Raw genomic sequence first — 19200 nt, 5'->3', positions numbered from 1 at the left:
GGCGAGCTGAGCTAGTTGCGCGTAACGTACGCGATCACGCCGTTCGAACGCTCGAACTGCTCCTTGGCGGCAACAGCCTGCTCCCAGCTCTTGTACTGACCCAGGCGCACACGGTACCAGGTGCCTCGATCCGGCACCTCAGCGCGCACGAGCTGCGGATGCAACCCACGGCGCTCGAGCTGGCGCAGGAACTGCTTCGCTTCGACCTCGCTCTGAAAGGCGCTGACCTGCAGCGTATAGCCGCCACGAGGTGGCGCGGCCGGGATCGCAGTGGGGGTCGCGGCCGGGATCGCGGCCGGGATCGCAGCGACGGCCACCGCAGCCTGTGGTCGGGGGAGGCCCGAGCTCACGCCCGACTGGCTGCGCGCCCCGGGCAGCGGCGGCGCGAATCGGGCCGTGGGCGGATTGGGCGTAGCCTCCGCGGCGGCGCGGGCCGATGCGCGGGCCAGCTCACGGGCCAGCGTCGGCGCCGGCGGCGCGGTGGCCGCAGGGAGCGCCGGAGCCACGTTGGGCGACGCGGCCTCGTCTGGCGGCGTCGAGGGCGATCGGCTGGGTCGCGCTCCACCCGCGGCCGCGCCCGCAGCGGCTCCCTTGTCACCGCCCGTGAGTGCCTCGGGAAAGCTCAGCGCCGCCCCATGGTCCTGCTCGCCCGCGCTCAGCTGATCGAGGATCGCGAGCGGATCCGTCTCGGCCTGCGGCACGGCGTCGCCCTCGAGCCGTTTGCCCACGGCGATGCCGAAGACGAAGACCAGGATGAGGACGACCGCAGCGCCGGCGAAGAGCAGAAAGACCTGCCTGCTGTCGAGCGACAGCTCCACGCGATCGCGCCACTTCTCTTGGTCGCGCATCAGGCTCACCTCTCGCCGGCGAATCTAGCCGCCAGGGAAAACCCGCGCAAAAAAGCGGTCGGGGTCGCGGGCTTCAGCGGACGCGGAAGTCGGTCTGCAGCGCGGCTTCCGCCTGGCTCATTCGGCGCACCTGACCCTGGCCGCCAAAGGTCGCAAGATCGGCCGGCAAGCCGCTGTCCACGATGTAGACGTAGCCGTCGGGGCCCGTCACGAGCGCCGCCGGCAGCGCGAGCTGCGTCGTGGTATTCGGGGCGACGAAGGGCGAGTAGGCGTTGCGCAGGGTGAGCGCCACCGTCAGGCCCCGCTGCGGCAGCGGTGGTTGTTCGCGCAGGCCCGTGGTGCCGCCGGCCGCGCCGTTGAGCGCACGATCGGCCAGATGGCTGAGACCGAGGCTGAGACCGAGCTGCGGGTTGCTGAAGTGCAATACCGTCGCCGGCGAGGACTCGGTCACGCTGGCGCTCGCCTGCTCGGATTGCTTCGCGCTGAAGCCCGTGTAGCCCTGGTCGGCGAGGCGCTCGAGACAGGGGTTGGGTTGCGGCGTCTCGAAGGGAAGCGGCGTGTGCGCGCAGACCGGCAGGGTCAGCAGCGGATAGTTCGCGCCGGCGAGAGGGAGGCGATTCTCGAGCAAGGGATCGGCAGCGGGATCGGCGCGGCAGGCGCGCGTCTGCGGGTCGGCGCTCCAGCGCGAGAAGCTCCCCAGGACGAAGCTCCGACCGGCGCGCACCTCGTAGCGCTGCAGACCCGAAAAGCAGGGGCTCGGACGCAGGCAGCGCCCAGCCAGCCCAGGCAGCTGCGAGCAGCGCCAGCCGCGGTCGACACAGGTCTTATCCCGCGCCTCGGAGCTGACCCGCCGGCACTCGCTGGCCGTGTCTGGGCAATCACTGGCGCGCTGACACGCGCGACCCGTCTCGGCCGCCGCCGGCCGGCAGTCTGCGTCGACCGCGCAGCTGCGCGCCGCCTCGCCAGGCAGGGGATCGATCGGGGGTGGCGCTCCGGTGCAGACCCGCGGCCCACCGTGCAGCGGGAGGGCGCAGAGCTCGCCCTCCGCACAGCTCACCGGCGGCGAGGCCTCGGGCGCGCAGCCGGCACGAAAACACTCGCCGCGGCTCAGGCTCAGCTCCGGGCGCTCGGGCAGCGCGCGATCCTCGATGGCGCAGGAGAAATCCGGCGCGCAGTCGCCGTCGTCGCGACACCCTCCGGCCGGCTGCAGCGCTTGCTTGACCACGGGTTGGCGCTCGACCGGCAAGGCATCGAGCACCACCTCGCCAGCGCGTGCCTCGCGGACAAGAAACTCACGCACGCCGCGCAACCACGGGCTGCACTGCCGAAACTGCTCGTCCTGGCGGTCCCGGTCGAGGCAAAGGCCGGTATCTGTCTGCTGCGCCACCGGCTTGCGGCAAAGCTGCGCGCTGGGACAGTCGTTGTCGTCGCGGCAGCCGAGCAGCGCCAGAATATCGCCGTGCTGCCGCAGACGACCGTCCTCCTCCTCACGCCCGTGCACACCGAGGGCGCAGAGGTCGATGCCGCGATCGTCGAGGAGAAACTCGGCGTCGCGCAGGAGCAGCTGGCCGGAGACGCGCGCCAGCAACGCCGGCTCGTAGATCATCCGCCACTCGGCCGCGACCGCGTCGCCGGGCGCCCGCAGCGTGATCCCCTGATTCGCCAGCTCCCTGGCGCCCAGGGTGTTGACCACCACCGGCACCCCGCCGCTGCCGACGCCGCTGATCGTCGCCACCTGGGCCGACGGACCGACGTCGGCCAGGCCCTGCTCTTGGTTGCGCAGGCGGTGAGGCAAGTGCAGCCGCGAGACCGTTCCGGCGGCGGCGTCGACGTAATTGTCGTCCTCGAGGTCGACGACCACGACGCTGCCGTCGGAGTAGGCCACCAGCGCGAAGGTGCCGACCAGCGGCGTCACGAGCGGCCCCGTCGCGTTGCTCGTGGTCGACGCCGTCGTGTCGGATGCGCGCAGGGCCTGGACGAAGGCCACGTCGCGCGGCACCAGCCGGCCGATCGCGAGCCCCGGCCCGCTGGCGAGCGGCCGCCGAGGCGGTCCCTCGGCGCTGACGAAGCAACCCGCCTGCGCGATCGGCAGCGCCTCGTCGAGGCGCACCAGGTCGAGGTTCATCTCGCATTCGCGCTCACGCTCGACCGAAATCGCGCGCACCGTGTGATCGCGCGCGATCGCGTAGACGAAGCGACCGAAGCGTCGCGTCGGCGGGCTCAGCCGTAGGCGCGTGGTCTGCGCCCCCGGCCCCTCGAGGACGATCCGGCGTGGCGTGCTAAAGCGACCGTCAGCACCGACGTCGACCACACTGAGGAAGGCTGCGCCAGCCGACGACACGAAGAGCCGTCGACCGTCCTCCGTCAGCGCGAGGCTCGTGGGCAGCACGGCAGCGGCGACTGCGAGGCCACTGTCGGTCCCGGGCGCCGCATCGGCCATGCCACCGTCGCGCGCCCCACTGTCCTCGAGGCCACCGTCGCCGCCGATCTGCCCGCCGCCCACGACCCGGCTGTCGGTTACACCTTGGTCGCCCACCGCGACCCCAGCGTCTGCCCTCGGCCCAACCCGGCCGTCGCCCGAGGCTGCCGCTCCAGCGTCGACGCGGCCGAGCCCCGCGCCGTGCGGGGAGCACTCCCGCGGGCAGCGCGGCTCCGTCGTCAACTCGAAGCCGCCCGGCGTCAAGACCAGCCCCTGGAGCAAGAGCCCCGTGACGAGGTCGATCTCGGCCACGAGGCCACAGGCCGGAAAGGTTACATAGGCACGCAGGGGCGCGTCGGAGGCGCAGTGCTGCCCCTCGCCCGCCGCGGGATCGCGCCGCTCGCCGGCCTCGGGGACCAGACGAAGCTCATGGGGCCGCGCCAGCAGCGCACCGGCGGCCGTCCGCGGGATCACGCGCCGCACGACCGTGGTGCTCGCGGCGGCCGTCGTCGGGCAGACGCGCGTCAACTCAGCGGGCTGTCTGACGGTAGAAGCGCAGGCGGCACGGACGAGCCCGGGCACGTCGAGGACGGCCAGGTCACACGACCCCTCGTTGGCGGTGACGGCGCGACAGCCATCCTGGCTCGCCTGCAAATCCGTCGGCTGCGCCCCGACGGGCACCATGCCGAACCCTGCGTTCGCGTCGAGATCGAGCAGGGACTCCTGGACGGTCGTGGTGACGAAGAGGGCCACGTCCCCGCGACTGCCATTGGCCACCAGCCCGAAGAGCGACGACTGCGCTGCGCTGCTCGCGCTCGTCGCCGCAGCGCACTGCCCGAGGGGCTGCGCCACCGGGCCCCCGCCCGCGCTCGCCCGTCCCATGCAGGCCAGCGCCAGCGCACTTGGACGACCGAGATTGAGCGTCGTGGTGCGCACGGGGTCGCTGCCGCAGGCGCCCAGCAGCAGCCCGAGACCGGCGGGCAGCAGCAGCGCCCGCGGCCCTCGCCGCCGACTCGACGAGGTCCTCGTCATAGATCGCCTACCAGGTCGCGGCGCGTGCCGAGGCGCAAGACCATCCGCTGGAACGTCGAATGCAGCGGATCGAGATCGATCAACCCCACGGTGTTTTCCAGGAAGTTGCTGACAAAGGCCCGCGCGTGCTCGCGGAGGCAGCGGCCTCCAGCACAACGCGCTCCAACGTCAGGGCAGTCAGCGGCCGCGACACAGGCCTGCATGCTGCCGACGTCGAGGGCGAGGGTCGTTGGCCCACGCCCGGTGGCGATCTGACCGACCAGCGTCCCATGCGTCAGGTCGACGACGGCGATGGTGTCCTCGGCAAAGCAGGTGACGTAGGCCAGCTGGGCCGCGGCGTCGTCCAAATCGACGGGATTCGGGCCGAGCGTGAGGGCGGAGGGTCCCACGCAAAGATCGGCGATCCACAGCGTCTGGCCGATGCCGGTACTGGTGCTTGGCGCCCCTGGCGTCGCCTCCATCTGCAGCGCGATCAGCGCCGAGGGTTGCTGGCTAACGACATAGAGCACCTCAGCCCCCGGGCCGAAGGCCAAGCCCCTGAGGTCGTTTCCTGGATCGAGCACCGCTGGCGCCAGCCGCTCGGTCATGATCAAGCGGCGCGTGTCCCGCACCACGAAGGACGATAACGTGCTGTCGAAGCGGCTGCTGACCCAGACGCGGGCCTCGAGATCACCCGGTCGACTGATCGCGATGCCATAGCCGCCCCCCACCGGCGTCGTTCCGCCGAAGAAGCCACTACGCTCGTCCTGCAGCACGACCCCCGCGGCCGAGGACGCCAGCACCGATACCTCGCCCCCTTCGAGGTGCGTGAGGTAGACGTGGGCGAGATCCGCCGGCGGTGCTTCGCAGCAACTGCTGGTCTGGCCGGCGGCGCAGGCCGCTTCCGGCGGACAGGCGCACGATGGTGCGGGGCGGATCCCGTCATGACAGGTGCGCCGGCTCCCATCCGCCGCCAGGTGGACCGCCACGGCGGGGTTGACCTCGATGCCAAAGGGCTCCGGCGGTATCGCCGCATCCGTGCGTTCCGAGGTGGCGACCCGATGCGCCGCGTCGCACTCCCAAATGGGGCAGTCGACGTCGCGTCCGATCCCGCCGCAGCCCGCGCTGACGCCGTCATGACAGCGCAGATCGACGCCGCCGTCGGGCAGGTCGACGATCTCGGCCCAAATCAATTGGCTCTGCCCGCGGACTGGGATCAGGACGCGCCGGCTGCCGGCGAGCTCGTGGAGGCGCAGCTCGCCAGGGAAGTCTCCAAGTCGAAGCGTCGCGGAGGGCACGACAAACTGCTCGGCCGGACACTGCCAGCGATCGAGCTCGATCGCGTCAGGGGCACAGCGCAGCGCCTGCTCGGCCACCGCGGCAGCCGTCGCGCTGACATCGTCCGGCAGGGCGCGAAGGTCGAGCGCGGTCAGCGTTCCGGAGCTGTAGCGCAGGTCAGCGTTGGCGTTGGTCACCAAGAGGCGCGGACGGCGCCGGTCGGCCTCGCCGGTGGTCGCGTCGCGGGCCCAATCGAGGAGCAACCCACTTGGAAAGTAGATCGTATCGCGCGGCGGAGGCGTGCCGCGCTCCTCGCTGGCGCAAGCGCCGGCGAAGGCGACGACCAGGGCTCCGCAGAGTAGCCTGGCGCCAGCCGCGCCGACCCCGAGGCGGGCCAGCACGGCGCGCGCCCGAATCACTCGACGCCCAGCGCCGCCTGCGCCGCGGCTAGGCGTGCGATCGGCACGCGGTAGGGAGAACAGCTGACGTAGTCCATTCCGATCCGGTGACAGAAGCGCACCGACGCCGGCTCGCCGCCATGTTCGCCGCAGATGCCGACCTTCAGCCCCTTGCGCTGCGCGCGGCCCTTCTCCAGCCCCATCCGCATCAGCTGGCCCATGCCCTCCTGATCGATCGAGACGAAGGGGTCGATCTTATAGATGCCACGATCGAGGTAGTCGGGGAGGAAGCGCCCGCCATCGTCGCGCGAGAGGCCGTAGGTCGTCTGCGTCAGGTCGTTGGTCCCGAACGAGAAGAACTCGGCGTGCTCGGCGATCTTATCCGCCACCAGGCAGGCCCTGGGCAGCTCGATCATGGTCCCGATCATGTAGTCGACCTTGACCTGCATCTCCTTGACCACGCCCTCGGCGGCGCGCAGGGCGAGTTCGCGCATCCGCTGCATCTCCTGCGCATGACCCACCAGCGGGATCATGATCTCGGGGTGCACGTCGATCCCGGCCTTCTTCACCGCGCAGGCGGCCTCGACGATGGCCTGCACCTGCATCGTGTAGACCTCGGGATAGCTGACGCCGAGGCGACACCCCCGGTGACCGAGCATCGGATTGAACTCGTGCAACGAGGCCACCCGCGCCCTGATCTTCTCCGGCGGCACCTCCATCTCGCGGGCGAGCTCGAGGATATCCGCCTCCTTCTGCGGGAGGAACTCGTGCAGCGGCGGATCGAGCAGGCGCACCGTCACCGGGCGGTCCTGCATCGCGCGGAAGATGCCTTCGAAGTCCGCGCGCTGGATCGGGAGCAGCCGCGCCAGGGCCTCACGCCGACCCTCGAGGGTCTCCGAGAGGATCATCTTGCGGAAGGCCTTGATCCGCTCGCCACCGAAGAACATGTGCTCGGTACGACAGAGCCCGATGCCCTCGGCCCCGAAGGCCAGGGCCTCGGCGGCCTGATCGGGCATATCGGCGTTGGTGCGCACGCGAATCGTGCGCAGCTCGTCGGCCCAGGACATCAGCTTGCTGTAGCGCTGGTAGTTGGGCGAGCTCTCGGGGGTGGCGCTCTTCAGCAGCAGCACCTGCAGCACCTCCGAGGGGATCGTCTTGAGCTGACCCTGCATCACCTCGCCGGTCGTGCCGTCGATCGAGAGCCAATCGCCCTCCTTGACGACCTTGCCACCCACCTGCATTTTGCCCGCGTTGTAGTCGATCTGCAGCGCCGAGCAGCCGACGATACAGACGGTGCCCATCTGCCGCGCGACGAGCGCAGCGTGCGAGGTCATTCCGCCCTGCGCGGTGAGAATGCCCTCGGCGGCCTTCATCCCGGCAATGTCCTCCGGGCTGGTCTCGATGCGCACCAGGATGATGCGCTCACCACGCTTCGCCCAGTCCACTGCGTCGGCAGCGGAAAAGACGACGCGTCCCGAGGCCGCGCCGGGACCGGCATTGAGGCCCGTCGCCAACAATCGGCCGTCGTTGAGCACGGCAGCCTTGTCGGCGACGTCGAAGACCGGGCGCAGCAACTGGTTGAGCTGGTCCGGATCGACGCGCCGCACGGCCTCGCTCTTGTCGATGATGCCCTCGTCGACCATCTCGACGGCGATGCGAATGGCCGCAGCACCGGTGCGCTTACCGACCCGCGTCTGGAGCATCCACAGGCGACCGTCCTCGATCGTGAACTCCATATCCTGCATGTCGCGGTAATGCCGCTCGAGGCGCTGATAAATCGCCACCAGCTCGGCATAAGGCTTCGGCATCAGCTCCTGGAGCTTGACGATCGGCTCCGGCGTGCGCGTGCCGGCGACGACATCCTCACCCTGTGCATTGATCAGGAACTCACCGTAGAAGCGATTCTCGCCGGTGGCCGGATCACGGGTGAAGGCCACGCCCGTGCCCGAGTTGTCGCCCGAGTTGCCGAAGACCATCGCCTGGACGTTGACCGCCGTGCCCCACTCCTCAGGAATGCGATACATGCGGCGGTACTCGTTGGCGCGGTCGTTGTGCCAGGAGCGGAAGACGGCACCGACTGCACCCCAGAGCTGTTCCTCGGGGCTGTCGGGGAAGGCATGCCCCGTGCGCTTGAGGATCGCCGCCTTGAAGCGCGCGACGAGGTCCTTGAGGTCTGCCGCCGTCAGGTCGGTATCCGACTTGACGTTGCGCTCCTGCTTCTTGGCGTGGAGGATGACCTCGAAGGGGTCCTGCTCGTGCTTGCCCTCGGGCTTCAGCCCGAGCACCACGTCGCCGTACATGCTGACGAAGCGGCGATAGCTGTCGTAGGCAAAGCGCTCGTTCTGCGTCTGCTTGATCAGCCCCGCGACCGTCTGGTCGTTGAGGCCCAGGTTGAGCACGGTGTCCATCATGCCCGGCATCGAGCTGCGCGCACCGGAGCGCACGGAGAAGAGCAGCGGATTCTGGGTGTCACCGAACTTGCGACCCATGATCCCTTCGACGCCGCGCAGGGCGGCCTCGACGGCGGCCTTCAGCGCCGGCGGGTAGCTCTGATCATGCTGGTAGTAGTAGGTGCAGACCTCGGTCGTGATCGTGAAGCCCGGGGGCACCGGAATGCCGAGGTTGGTCATCTCGGCCAGGTTGGCGCCCTTGCCACCCAGCAGGTTCTTCATCTCCGCCTTGCCGTCGGCCTTGCCCGCGCCGAAGGCGTAGACGTATTTCGCGTCGCTCATCCCGTCCTCCATCACTCCTCGGGCGCCGCGGCTCGCGGTCCCGAGCTTCAGAACACCTCACCCGCGGTCGGAAACGAACGCGGGGTACTCAGCACACGCTCTGGCCGGCAAACGAACGCCGGCGTGGCGGACCTTTATCACTCCCCGATCGGCGCTGTCAACGTTACCTGCGCGCCGCGCCGGCGGGGCCCGCTGGCCGCGCTAGCTCGGCCCGTCGGCGGGTCGCGGCGGCGGCACCGCAACGGCCTGGAACGCCGCGTGCGCGCTGCCGGCCTGCAGCGCGATCAGGAACTCCAACGCGCGCGGGCGGCGCCCGAGGTGGTGCTGCACGACGCGCTGCATCAGGTCGCGCAGCTCCCGCTGCAGCGGCGCGGGCGCCGCCTCCTCGGCCGCCTCGCTCAGCGGCCGGTCGCGGAGGTGCAGCAGGGCCTCCCGCCCGACCGTCGAGAGGAGCCCCCCCGTGGGGCCGCAGGTCGCGCAAATGACGCCGCCATCCGCCACGGAGAAGCCGCAGGTCGCCGATCCGACGGTCACGCCGCAAGCGACGCAGCGATCGAGCAAGGGCACCAGCCCAAGGGCGCGCAGCAGCTGCAGCTCGAAGGCGCGCAGCAGGCCGGCCGTCGGCGCCACCGCGGCCAGCGCGGCGAACCCATCGACCAGCAAGGCGAAAACCTCCGGCTCCCGCTGGCCGGCGGGCCACAGCTCGCGCGCCAGCTCGAGCATGTAGCTGCCATGCGCGACCTTGATCACGTCACGCGCGATCGCCGTGCCGTAGTTCTCGTGGGGATCGAAGCGCTCGAGCGCCGCCAGTCGGCCACCGGGGCGCAGGCGCAGCTCAGCCTGCCCGACGACGAAGAGATCGAGGGCGGCGCCGAAGCGGCGCCGACTGCGTCGCGCGCCGCGCGCGAGCACGGCGACCTTCCCTGCCTCACGCGTCAGCAAGGTGAGGACGCGGTCGGCTTCGCCGTAGTCGACAGAGCGCGACACTAGCGCCGCGGTGGACACGACCGTCGAGGGGGGCATCACGCGACGCGATCGGCGGCGCTGCGCGGCCAGCGCCGCTGCCGTGCGCGCTTCAACTGGCGCGCTGTCGCTGCTGCTGCCCCTGCCGCTCGGCCGGGGCCTCGCGCGTCGCGCGCAAGGAGGCGTCGGGCCCGCTGCCCCAGAGGACGGAGAAGGTGATCGTGGCGATGATCAGGAGGATGATCACAAAGAGCGCCAAGCCGAAGCGAGGCGGGATCTCGCGCGTCGCGGCCGGCAGCTCGACAGGCGGCTCGACCCGTTGCTGCTCCTGCCGCGCCACGAGTGCCAGCGTGTCGCTGAAGCGCTGCCCCGCCTCCTGCTCGATGCCGAGATGCCGCGCGTAGGCCCGGACAAAACCGCGCACGAACATCGTCGGCGGCAGCCCCTCCCAACGACCGTCCTCGAGCGCCTGCAGCGTAGGCCGCGGGATCTTCGTCGCGCCGGCAACCTCTGCCAGCGGTATGCGTCGCAGCTCACGCTCGGCGCGCAAGTACCCGCCCAGCTCTGTTCTAGCCTGAATGCCGAATTCTGCGTGCATGTCGTCCGAACACCTCGTACCGCGCCGCGCCAGGGTTGCGCTCCACCGCACCGAGTTCGGCGCAGCCTGCCGCGTGATCCGCTAAACCGTCGACCCGCCACTCAGATCAGAGCGCGCGCGCGTGGCGCCTGCACTCGAAGGAAACGCAGCCCCTCGGGTCGCGCGCCACGCATTGCGCGAACTGCTCCCGAGCCTGCTCGAGGCTGCCATGCTTCGCATACGCTTGGCCGAGGTAGAAGGCGGCCTCCTGTATCGGACAGGTCTCGTCGCCAGCCGCCTGCTTCAGCTCGTCGATCGCGTCGGCCCAGCGGCGTTGCGCCAAATAGACGCGCCCGAGCCTGAAATGCCCCAAGCAGAACGCAGAGCGGTGGAATAACGCCTGGCGCAGGTCGCGCGCGGCGCGCGGCAGATCGCCGCGCTCGAACTCGGCCCAGGCACGGTTGGCGAGCGCCAGGTGCTGAGCGGCGAAGAGCACGTTATCCAGTGCCTCGCCGCAGAGCCGGATGGCCTCGCCAAAGCGCTTGAAGTGCAGCTCGACGTTGGCCAGGGCGTTGAGCGCCTCCGAGTCCGTCCGCTGCTCCCGGCGCGCCAGCTCGACGCTGCGCCGCAGATACTTGCCCGCCAAACCGAAGGCCTCGTCGGCGGCCTGGCGCTGCTCGCCCGCCGCCGTGCCCGTCAGACAGCGACCCTGCTCGCCGTAGTTGAGGGCGTGGATGCCCTCGGCGAGAAAGAGCACCCCGAGCAGGTAGTGCGCCTCCTGGTTCTCGTCGTCGTAGTGCACCGCTCGGAGCAGCTCCGACTTGGCTGCCTGCGGTGCGCGCTTGCCGAAGTAGTCGGCGCCCAGGCGGAAGTGCGCCTGCGACAGCGAGCTATTGCGCGCCGGCTGCGCGGCGCAGGCAGCGAGGGCAAGGGGTCCGAGCACGATCGCGCCGAGCAACGCCGCGGCGCGAGAGGCACGCGACGTCAACGCGCGCCGCCCGCACCACGCACGCCGTGGCCGGGGCGCGACGGCGCCGACCGTACCGACCGCACCGAACATCGGGGTCTCATGCGCTCTTCGCGTCATCTTGCCGATCCAACAAAGCTCTGGATTTTCGGCTTGGTACCAGAACGGAGCGCAAATTGTCAAGGCTCGCGAGCGCCTGCGCGTCGGGATCCGGGCAGCACCGTCCGCCCGCCGGCGGCGACCTCCCTTGGTCGCTCCCTGCCCGGCCCGCTATAATCGACGCGAGCCTCGGCAAGCCAACCGCCCGGACACCGGCGCGCGCGAGGCTGGCGTCGACGGCCTCAGGAGTCCCGCGATGAACATGTGCTTCGCCTTCCTCTGCAACGACGCCGGGCTCTCGGCGACCGCGCAGGCAGCCTTTCGCGACTCGCTGACGATCGAGGGTGGCGCACCGCAGGGATGGGGTTGGAGCTACTACCAGGCCGGTGAACCGCTGCTGCGGAAACAACCCCAAGGCCTGCGCACCGAGCCGCTCGACCTCTGCAGCCGCATGGCGCACCTGCGCACCCACCTGGTGCTCGGCCACGTCGCCGGGCCCAGCACCGACCCGCGCGCGATGGAGAACACGCAGCCCTTCCGCTTTAACAACTGGACCTTCTGCCACGTCGGCGCGATTCCCCACCTCGACGCGATCCTCCCTGCCCTGCTCCGGGCCATCCCCGACTTCATGCGCCGCAACATCCACGGCGTCAGTGCGGGCGAGGTGCTCTTTCACCTCTTTCTGGCCTTCCTCAGCGACGCGGGGCGCCTCGACGATGACCAGCTACCAGCGCCGCAGGCGAGCGCTGCGCTGAACTCGGCGCTCGCCTATCTCGACCGCCTGCAGCGTGATCACGGTGGGCCGGTGAGGGAGCTCTGTTGCCTCGCGACCAATGGCAAGGTCGTGTTGGCCACGCGTCGCGGGCTGCCGCTGGCGCTGGCGCGAAAGAGCGGGTTTCCGAACGTCGGCCACGATGTCGATGGGCGGTCCTTGAGCTACCCCCATCTCAAGTCGGTGCTGATCGTCGCCGGTCGCGAGCTGGCGGGCGCCGGCTGGGAGGCCGTGGACGATCACGCGCTCATCTGCGTCGATCCGACGCTCAACATCGAGCAATGCGCAGGCAAGCTCGATGCCTCTGCGGAAGGGTGAGGACCGCGCCGCCGCCGCCCAGCGCCAGTCGGCCGCTGTGGGGCGCCTGGGTCGTCAGCCTGCTGGCTGGCCTGCTCGCGCTGACGCTCGCGCGCTTTCTCGAGGGTCCCGGCTGGGTCGTCGCGCTCTGGGCCCTCGGGGCCAGCCTGGGGGTCGCGACGGCCCTCGCGCTCGGCCTGGCGCTGCGGTCGTGGGCCCCCGCCGCCTGGAGCTGCTGGGCCGCGCTGCTGCTGGCCGGTGGCGCTGCCCTCGGGCGAGCCACCGCGCTGATGGCGGCACGGGGCACGGCGACGAGCCCGCCCGCGATCGACTGGCAGCGCGTAACGGTCGCCAGCGGCAGCGTCGCCTGGGCGCTCTTGGCGCTGCTCTGGGGCACCCACGGTCTGGCGCAACAGGTCGAGACCACGGTAGCGCGTGGGGTCCGCGGCTGGCTGGCGACGATCGCCGCGGCCGCGGCGATCGTCCTGGCGCTGCATAGCGCGGCGCCCTTCTGGCGCCTGATCGGCCTCGACGTCAACCTCTTCACGGTGCTCGGCCTCTTCGGCCTGGCGGCGACGGCCTACGCGCTCGAAGCCGCCTACCGCTGGCTGCGGCGCCGCTGAGCGCGGCACAGCCCCATCGAGAGCGGCCATCGAGGGCGGCCGTCGAGGCGGCCGCTTGGCCCGGCGCGGGAGCTGGGCTAGTCTGCGGTGGGTCGCGCTGAAAGCGGGGGTAGGGCGTGAACGGGACGATGCTCGACGAGCTCGCTGCGCTGGGCGGTGGCGCTCCCACGGCCGAGCTGATCGAGCGCTGCTGGCGCACGCCTGCATTGCTCCACACTGTCTCGGAGTGCCTGCGCAGCGGGCTGCCCCACGCCCGCCTGGCGGCGGCGCGGCTCTTCCTGGCGGTGGCCCAGCGCCGCCCCGAGCTGGCGGCAGAGTTCTGCAAGGACCTGATCGAGACCAGTCGGCAGCCGGCGCCAACGCTGGCCAAGCTCGGCTTCGAGGGCGTTGCTGCGCTCGTGCCAGCCGCTGCGGCGCAGGTCTTTGCCGAGCGCGACTACCTGCTCGAGCGGGCGCAGGCGCGGGGCACGCTCGGCCTTGCCGCGCTCAAGGTGCTGGCCGCCCTCTGTGCTCAGGGGCCGAACTATCGCGGCAAGCTCTTGGGCCCGACCATCCGCGTACTGCAGGGCGCGCCCGCGATCGACCTCGCCAGGTGGGTCGCCGCCCTGGCGCCCGGCTGCGCCGGATCCGAGGACGGGGTCAAGCGGCTGCAGCGCGAGCTGGCGCCGCGGATCGCCGAGCTGGAGGCTACCGCCCGCGTGAAGCTCGAGCGGCAGTTGCTCAAAGCCGCGCGGGCGGCACCGACACGCAAGGCGCACGGTCCCGCTGCGGCGCGCTGAAGCACCGTCAGCAAAGGACGCGCCCGATGACGCAGCCCCTTCGATGAGCACGATTGGACGATGAGCACGCTTGGATTGGGCAGCGAGGGCAGCGCCAGCCCGACGGCAGTCGGCCGCTGTGACGCGCCCGATGACCTCGACGCCGCTCCGGTGCCGCGCGTCTTCGGCGACTTCGCTCTGCTCGATCGGCTGGCCGGTGGCGGCATGGGGCAGGTCTATCGCGCCCTGCGTCGCGACGCGGCGCCGGGCAGCCCCCCGGTGGCCCTCAAGCGCATCCTGCCCGAGCTCGCCTCCGACAGCGAGTTTGTCGCGCGCTTCATCAGCGAGGCACGCATCGCCCGGACCCTCGACCATCCGAACATCGTTCGCGTGCTCGACTACGGCGAGCTCGGCAGCGAGCACTATTTGGTGATGGAGTTTGTCGACGGCGCGGACCTGGCCGCGCTGCTGGCAGCCGCCGCCCAGCGCGAGACGCCGCTGCCACGCCCCGCCGCGCTGCTGATCGCGGTGGCGATGGCGCAGGGACTGGGGGCGGCGCATCGGCGCAGCGTCGAGGGTCGACCGGCACCCGTCGTCCACCGCGACGTCAGTCCACAGAACGTACTGGTGGCGCGCGACGGCAGCGTCAAGGTCACCGACTTCGGGATCGCGCAAGCAGCCGAGAAGGCCGTGCGAACGCGCTCGGGGGTGGTCATCGGGCGCTGCCGCTACATGTCCCCAGAACAGGCCCGCGGGGCGGTGGTCGATGCGCGCAGCGACGTCTTCTCGGCAGCGGTCGTCCTCTTCGAAATGCTCGCAGGGCGCCCGCTCTTCGCGGGCTCCAGCGCGGAGCAGATTCTGCGGCAGGTGGCGGGCGCGCCGATCCCTCAACCACGCGAGGCGCTGCCGGACTGTCCACCGGCCCTGCTGGCGATTCTGAGCCAGGCGCTCGAGCGCCATCCGGAGCAGCGCCAGGCCGATGGCCTGGTGCTGGCGGCAGCCCTCGAAGAGGTGCTCCGCGCGGAGGCCCCTGGCTACGGCGCCGAAGCGCTCGGACGGCTCGTCCAAACCCTCGCCCCGCCCGCGACAAGCTCAGCGGTGTCGCTCGACGACCCTGGCGCGACGCTGCGCTCGTCGCCCGCGCACTCGATCCGCACCACCGCCCCCGCGGCGACGAAGGCGGCCCAGGACGCCGGACCTCAGGCGCCGCCCGTAGCGCCGTCGGAGGCCCCCTGGGCGCTCTCGCGACCCGATCCCCAGGCGCCGACACTGCTGCTCGACGCGCCGAGCGCGCCGTCGGGGCATTTCAGCACGAGCCTGGCCTCGTTCCGCCGGGCGGTACCGCGGGGCGGTGGGTGGCGCAAGACGGCCCTGGCGCTGAGCGCGGCGCTGCTCGGCGTGGGCGCTGGCCTCTGGATCGGCAGTCAGCGCCCTGCGCAGCGGGGAGACCTCCCGTCGGCAGCACCGTCGCCGACAGCGGGCGCGCAGCGCTTTTCGGCCGCCACCGGCGCCTGGCGCGTAGCCGTGCGGCGCGTGCTCGCGGATGCTAAGACGAGCGCGCCCCGCGGTCCTGGGACCGCCACGACGCTCTTCGCGGTGGAGGTGGCGATCACCCGCGACGGTGCGGCGGTGCCGGGCGCAGAGCGTTGGCTCTATCTGCGTCGGGGCAGCAGCGGGGTGCGGGTGCGACCGCTGTGGACCACGGCCGGCGCGACGGGGCCAATCGTGGCGTTCGCCGCGCCGCCAGGCCGCGAAATGCTTAGCCTCGGCCTCTTGGATCCCGGCCCGCAGGGCGGCGCGTTCGACCTGCCCCGCAGGCGCTGAGCACGAGGTGATCACGTGCAGCTCTGTACGCACTGCGGCAGCGAGTACGCCGATGAGGTGAGCTTCTGCCTCCGCGATGGTGCCCGGCTGGGCGGCCAGCCCGCGCCGCCGGGCGCTGACGCGCTGGGCGTTGGCTCCGTGCTGGTTGGACAGCTCGAGTTGCGCGAAGCCTGCGGCTCGGGAGCGATGGGCACTGTCTTCCGCGCCTGGCAAAGCCAGATGGAGCGCGAGGTCGCGGTCAAGCTGCTGCGGCGCGAGCTGCTAGCGACGCCCGGGCTCGTGCGCCGCTTCTACCGCGAGGCCCGGGCCGCGGCCCGGCTCTCGCATCCGAACATCGTCGTCGTGCACGCCATCGGTGAAACGACGCAGCGGCTGCCCTTCATCGTGATGGAGTACGTCGCCGGCGAGAGCTTGGCGCGGCTCTGTCAGCAGCAGGGCGCGCTACCCGTCGCGCGCGCGCTGGCCATCGCGCGGCAGATCGCCTCGGCCCTGGTCGAGGCGCATGGGCACGAGATCGTGCACCGCGATCTCAAGCCCGCAAACATCCTCTTGCAGCGACGGGGCAGCGGCGGCGACTGCGTCAAGGTGGTCGACTTCGGCATCGCCAAGATCGTCTGTGACGGCGACGAGAGCCAGCTGACGCAGACCGGAGCGATCTTCGGCACGCCGCACTATCTGGCGCCCGAGCAGGCCGCGGGCGCCGACGTCGACGCCCGCGCCGATCTCTACGCCCTGGGCGTCATTCTCTTCTTGATGCTGACCGGCAGCCTGCCCTTCCCGAACCCGAACGGCATGGAGGTCTTGTTGCAGCATCTCCAGCAACCCCCTCCGCGTCCGCGTGATCTGGCGCCGCACCTCTCCGCCGAGCTCGAGGCGTTGGTTTTGCGTGCCCTGTGCAAGGAGCGGGCGCAACGCTGGCCGACCGCCGCCGCCCTGCATGATGCGCTGCTCGCGCTCGAGACGGGGGGAGCCACCGCGGCAGCGCCGGCCGCGCCGCGCGCGATCCCCGCGCTGGCCCCCTCGCCGACCGACCCCCGGCGGATCACGCTGCGACGGTCGACCTGGGGCGCAAGCCTGGTGCTGGCCGCCGCGCTCGGCGTCACCGTCGGCGCGCTCGCGATCCGCGTGATCGGCCGGACAGCGCTCGCGCCGGCGACCTCGCGCACGGCTCGCGCGGCGCCGCCCCTCGAAACAACCGCCGCTGCGGCGCTGCCGCCCGCGCCTGGCGCGCCAGACGGAGTCGGCGGGCCCGATGAGCGGCGAGTCGGCGCCGAGGACGCTCACCGTCTCGGCACGCCAGCGCCCGCGCCGCAGCCGGCGGCGAGCAGCCCCCAGACCGGGCACCCGCCCGCGCCAGGCGCGAGGCGCCGGCACCCCCGGACGGCGCCGCCCGCGGCGCTAGCGCGCGCCGCCCGGGGCTCGGCCCGAAGCGCTGCCCTGGCCGCCGTGCTGCCCACTACGCCGCCCGCCGTGCCACCGCCCCTGCCGCGACCCGCGCTGCCCACCGCGCTGCCAACCGCACTGCCCTCCGCGCCAGACGCCGGTGGGCCGCGCTCAGCGCCGCCGCTGACCGTCGGCCCGCTGGGTCCCGATCCAGCGGGCACAGCACCGCCCCCGCCCGTGGAACCGGTGATCGATCCGCCGCCGCAGACCTCACCCGGCGCCGCGGAGGCAGCGGACGACGAAGCTCAACGCTTCTGAAGCGCACCCGACCCCGGCCACGAGGCGGGCGGTCAGCGTGCTAGAGCGAGCGTCAGAACGCTAGAGCGTTAGAGCGCCTGCGGGGCAGCAGGGTCGAGCCAACACGCGCTCGTCGGCCCGACAGCAAAGCAGAGGTAGGGCTGCGCCGGCGTATCGTCCCGGCAGCCGTCGCGCGCCGCGTCGGCGCGGGGATCGCAACCGCCAGCCAAACAGGCGCTCAGACCGCCGCTGCCGCCACCCAGACTGAAGCAGGCGCTGCCGCTCGGACAGCGCCAAGCGCCTCCCCACCGGCAGCCGACGACCGTGCAATAGCCACCCGGCACAGGCGCCATCGCGGCAGCAGCACGCGGCCATTCGGTCAAGCAATGCTGCCCGGCGCCGCAGTCGCTCGGCCCGCTGCAGGCCGCCCCGACTGCCGTGGTGACGCGGCCAAGGTTTCTACAAACGCCCGCGTCGGCGTCGCAGCGCACATCGGGGGTTTGGGCGCTGTGGTCGCCGCAGTCGGCGTCGACGCTGCAGCGCGCGGTGTCACAGACCGCCGCGGTGCCCGTGCGCAGCACCGAGAGTGGATCGCAGCTCAGCGCGCGCAACGCGCAGGGGGCGCCGCCAACGGGGCTACAGGCCGGCAGGCATGCGGTCGTGGCGAGGGTCGTCTGGGAGGCGGTGACCGCGGTGCAGGCCGTCTGCGTCGGGCAGTTGTCCTCGCGGCGCGCCGTCGTCACGTCGTCTCGCGTGCAACCCGGCAACCCGCAGACGCTGGTCGCCGAATCGGCGATGCGCAGGCAGATCGCCTGGCGCGGACAAGCTCCCGCGTCACCCCCGCAGGCGCTGCCCACCACGCCCGAGAGCGCACTGTCGCCGAGCGCCAGGTCAGGGAGGCGCACCGCGTCGAGGCGCGTCCCCGCGTCGACCGGTGGCGTCCCCGCGGCCGAAGCGCAGCCAGCCAGCAGCCTGCAGGCGAGGACCAAGCCCAAGAGCCGACGGGGATGCGCCCCCGGCCCCGCCAGGGTGGGCGACGCCTGCGTCGTCGAACCTGCTTCCGTGCGCGTCACGGCAGGGGCCCCGACGCCGTCCGATCGAAGCAGTCGCCCGTCGCGGCAGCGGCGTCGGCGGTCGCTTCCCCATCCGCGGCGCGACAGACCATCGCGGTCGGATTGCCGGGCAGCCCGAGCTGCTCACAGCTGAACCCGAGCTCGGCGACCGCCGCACAGCTCAAGCGCCAGCCGAAGTCGCAAACCGGCGCCGAGGTCACGGGACGGCCCGTGGTCAAGGCGACGCGATTCCAGGCGCGGCACTCATAGTCGCCATAGCGGTCGGCCCCTTGGGCCGACAGTCGTCGGGCTCGCGCGGGTCACAGGTCCGCTGGCACCAGCCTGCGGGATAGAGGCCGTTGCAGGCGGAACCTGGCGGACAGGCGTAGTCGCTCAACGAGGCGAAGGCGCAGCCCTCGATCGTGCAGTAGCCGTTACGCCCGAAGGTGCCGCAGTGCCCGGCGCCGCAGCGCCCGGTGGGAAGGCATTTACCGCTGCAGCACTCGCTCCCGCGCGCGCAACCCTCCCCGCCGGCCTTAAGCTCCGCGGCGACGTCGACCTCGAGCGCGCAGAACATGGCGGCGCCACAGGCGACGTCGGCGTCACAGGGGTCACCGACCCGCGCGCCGGCAGCGAAGGATCCAGCCGCTTGCCGCGGCGCACAGAGGCCCGACACGGCATCGCAGAGACCCGAGCGCGCGCAGATCCCCGTGGCGCTGCCCGCCCGCTCCGGCAGGCACTCGGCCCCCGCGCCGCAGGTGCTAGCACCGACCTGGCAAGCCTCGGCGGTCGTCACCAGGCAGTCGCGATCGCTGCTGCAGCCGAGCGAGAGGCAGATGGCGACGTCGCGCGGGGTCTGGACGACCGAAGCCGGCTGGCAGGAGATCGGCGTCACGCAATCG

At 71.7% G+C, this 19200-nt stretch carries 15 protein-coding genes; 5 read left to right on the top strand and 10 right to left on the bottom strand.

The annotated features are described in order from the left end of the window. Positions 1-11 precede the first annotated feature (11 nt). From IPL40_16420 to IPL40_16390, 7 genes are all read right to left on the bottom strand, one after another. Positions 12-848 carry an SPOR domain-containing protein gene (locus IPL40_16420; protein ID MBK8482723.1) on the bottom strand — a complete coding sequence of 279 codons (837 nt, stop codon included), beginning with the start codon at positions 846-848 and terminating at the stop codon, positions 12-14. Positions 849-921: 73 nt separating this feature from the next. Beyond that, a complete protein-coding gene (locus tag IPL40_16415; protein ID MBK8482722.1) occupies positions 922-4299 on the bottom strand; it encodes a hypothetical protein in 3378 nt (1125 codons plus the stop codon). Beyond that, positions 4296-5975, bottom strand: coding sequence for a hypothetical protein (locus IPL40_16410; GenBank protein ID MBK8482721.1), 1680 nt, complete (start codon positions 5973-5975; stop codon positions 4296-4298). Before IPL40_16410 ends, IPL40_16415 begins: the two co-directional genes overlap by 4 nt. Next, a complete protein-coding gene (locus tag IPL40_16405; GenBank protein ID MBK8482720.1) occupies positions 5972-8686 on the bottom strand; it encodes a pyruvate, phosphate dikinase in 2715 nt (904 codons plus the stop codon). Before IPL40_16405 ends, IPL40_16410 begins: the two co-directional genes overlap by 4 nt. Before the next feature lie 201 nt (positions 8687-8887). After that, complete coding sequence (gene recO, locus IPL40_16400; GenBank protein ID MBK8482719.1) at positions 8888-9673, bottom strand: DNA repair protein RecO; 786 nt, start codon at positions 9671-9673, stop codon at positions 8888-8890. An 88-nt stretch (positions 9674-9761) separates the two neighbouring features. Beyond that, positions 9762-10247, bottom strand: coding sequence for a helix-turn-helix domain-containing protein (locus IPL40_16395; GenBank protein MBK8482718.1), 486 nt, complete (start codon positions 10245-10247; stop codon positions 9762-9764). 106 nt (positions 10248-10353) lie between these two features. Then, the gene (locus tag IPL40_16390; protein ID MBK8482717.1) at positions 10354-11313 is read right to left on the bottom strand and encodes a tetratricopeptide repeat protein; all 960 of its coding nucleotides are present in this window, start codon (positions 11311-11313) and stop codon (positions 10354-10356) included. Positions 11314-11548: 235 nt separating this feature from the next. Here IPL40_16390 and IPL40_16385 point away from each other — a divergent pair, with 235 nt between their 5' ends. The 5 genes from IPL40_16385 (at position 11549) to IPL40_16365 (ending at position 17267) form a co-directional block, all read left to right on the top strand. Then, positions 11549-12382, top strand: coding sequence for a class II glutamine amidotransferase (locus tag IPL40_16385; protein ID MBK8482716.1), 834 nt, complete (start codon positions 11549-11551; stop codon positions 12380-12382). Then, positions 12379-12984, top strand: a complete 606-nt coding sequence (locus tag IPL40_16380; protein ID MBK8482715.1) for a hypothetical protein — start codon at positions 12379-12381, stop codon at positions 12982-12984. Before IPL40_16385 ends, IPL40_16380 begins: the two co-directional genes overlap by 4 nt. A gap of 116 nt (positions 12985-13100) precedes the next feature. After that, positions 13101-13763, top strand: coding sequence for a hypothetical protein (locus IPL40_16375; GenBank protein MBK8482714.1), 663 nt, complete (start codon positions 13101-13103; stop codon positions 13761-13763). Positions 13764-13823: 60 nt separating this feature from the next. Next, entirely contained in the window at positions 13824-15566 is a 1743-nt protein-coding gene (locus tag IPL40_16370) for a serine/threonine protein kinase (protein ID MBK8482713.1), read from the top strand. Positions 15567-15581: 15 nt separating this feature from the next. Then, complete coding sequence (locus tag IPL40_16365) at positions 15582-17267, top strand: serine/threonine protein kinase (GenBank protein MBK8482712.1); 1686 nt, start codon at positions 15582-15584, stop codon at positions 17265-17267. Between the two features lie 68 nt (positions 17268-17335). Here the strand turns inward: IPL40_16365 and IPL40_16360 are convergent, their stop codons facing one another. From IPL40_16360 to IPL40_16350, 3 genes are all read right to left on the bottom strand, one after another. Beyond that, a complete protein-coding gene (locus IPL40_16360; GenBank protein ID MBK8482711.1) occupies positions 17336-18319 on the bottom strand; it encodes a hypothetical protein in 984 nt (327 codons plus the stop codon). Continuing rightward, positions 18316-18537, bottom strand: coding sequence for a hypothetical protein (locus IPL40_16355; GenBank protein MBK8482710.1), 222 nt, complete (start codon positions 18535-18537; stop codon positions 18316-18318). The genes IPL40_16360 and IPL40_16355 overlap by 4 nt, the downstream gene beginning before the upstream one ends. Then, positions 18534-19200: hypothetical protein (locus tag IPL40_16350; GenBank protein ID MBK8482709.1), on the bottom strand; the 667-nt coding region annotated here is incomplete at its 5' end. The genes IPL40_16350 and IPL40_16355, both read right to left, overlap by 4 nt.

It is taken from the genome of Pseudomonadota bacterium, assembly GCA_016711215.1.
Classification (GTDB): Bacteria; Myxococcota_A; Polyangia.
The sequence above is the reverse complement of the archived record's forward strand: the minus strand, read 5'-3'. Positions and strand labels throughout refer to the sequence as shown.

Coding starts and splice junctions, on each gene's coding strand:
- IPL40_16420 (MBK8482723.1), bottom strand. CDS start 848: ATGCGCGACCAAGAGAAGTGGCGCGATCGCGTGGAGCTGTCGCTCGAC.
- IPL40_16415 (MBK8482722.1), bottom strand. CDS start 4,299: ATGACGAGGACCTCGTCGAGTCGGCGGCGAGGGCCGCGGGCGCTGCTG.
- IPL40_16405 (MBK8482720.1), bottom strand. CDS start 8,686: ATGAGCGACGCGAAATACGTCTACGCCTTCGGCGCGGGCAAGGCCGAC.
- IPL40_16395 (MBK8482718.1), bottom strand. CDS start 10,247: ATGCACGCAGAATTCGGCATTCAGGCTAGAACAGAGCTGGGCGGGTAC.
- IPL40_16390 (MBK8482717.1), bottom strand. CDS start 11,313: ATGACGCGAAGAGCGCATGAGACCCCGATGTTCGGTGCGGTCGGTACG.
- IPL40_16385 (MBK8482716.1), top strand. CDS start 11,549: ATGAACATGTGCTTCGCCTTCCTCTGCAACGACGCCGGGCTCTCGGCG.
- IPL40_16370 (MBK8482713.1), top strand. CDS start 13,824: ATGAGCACGCTTGGATTGGGCAGCGAGGGCAGCGCCAGCCCGACGGCA.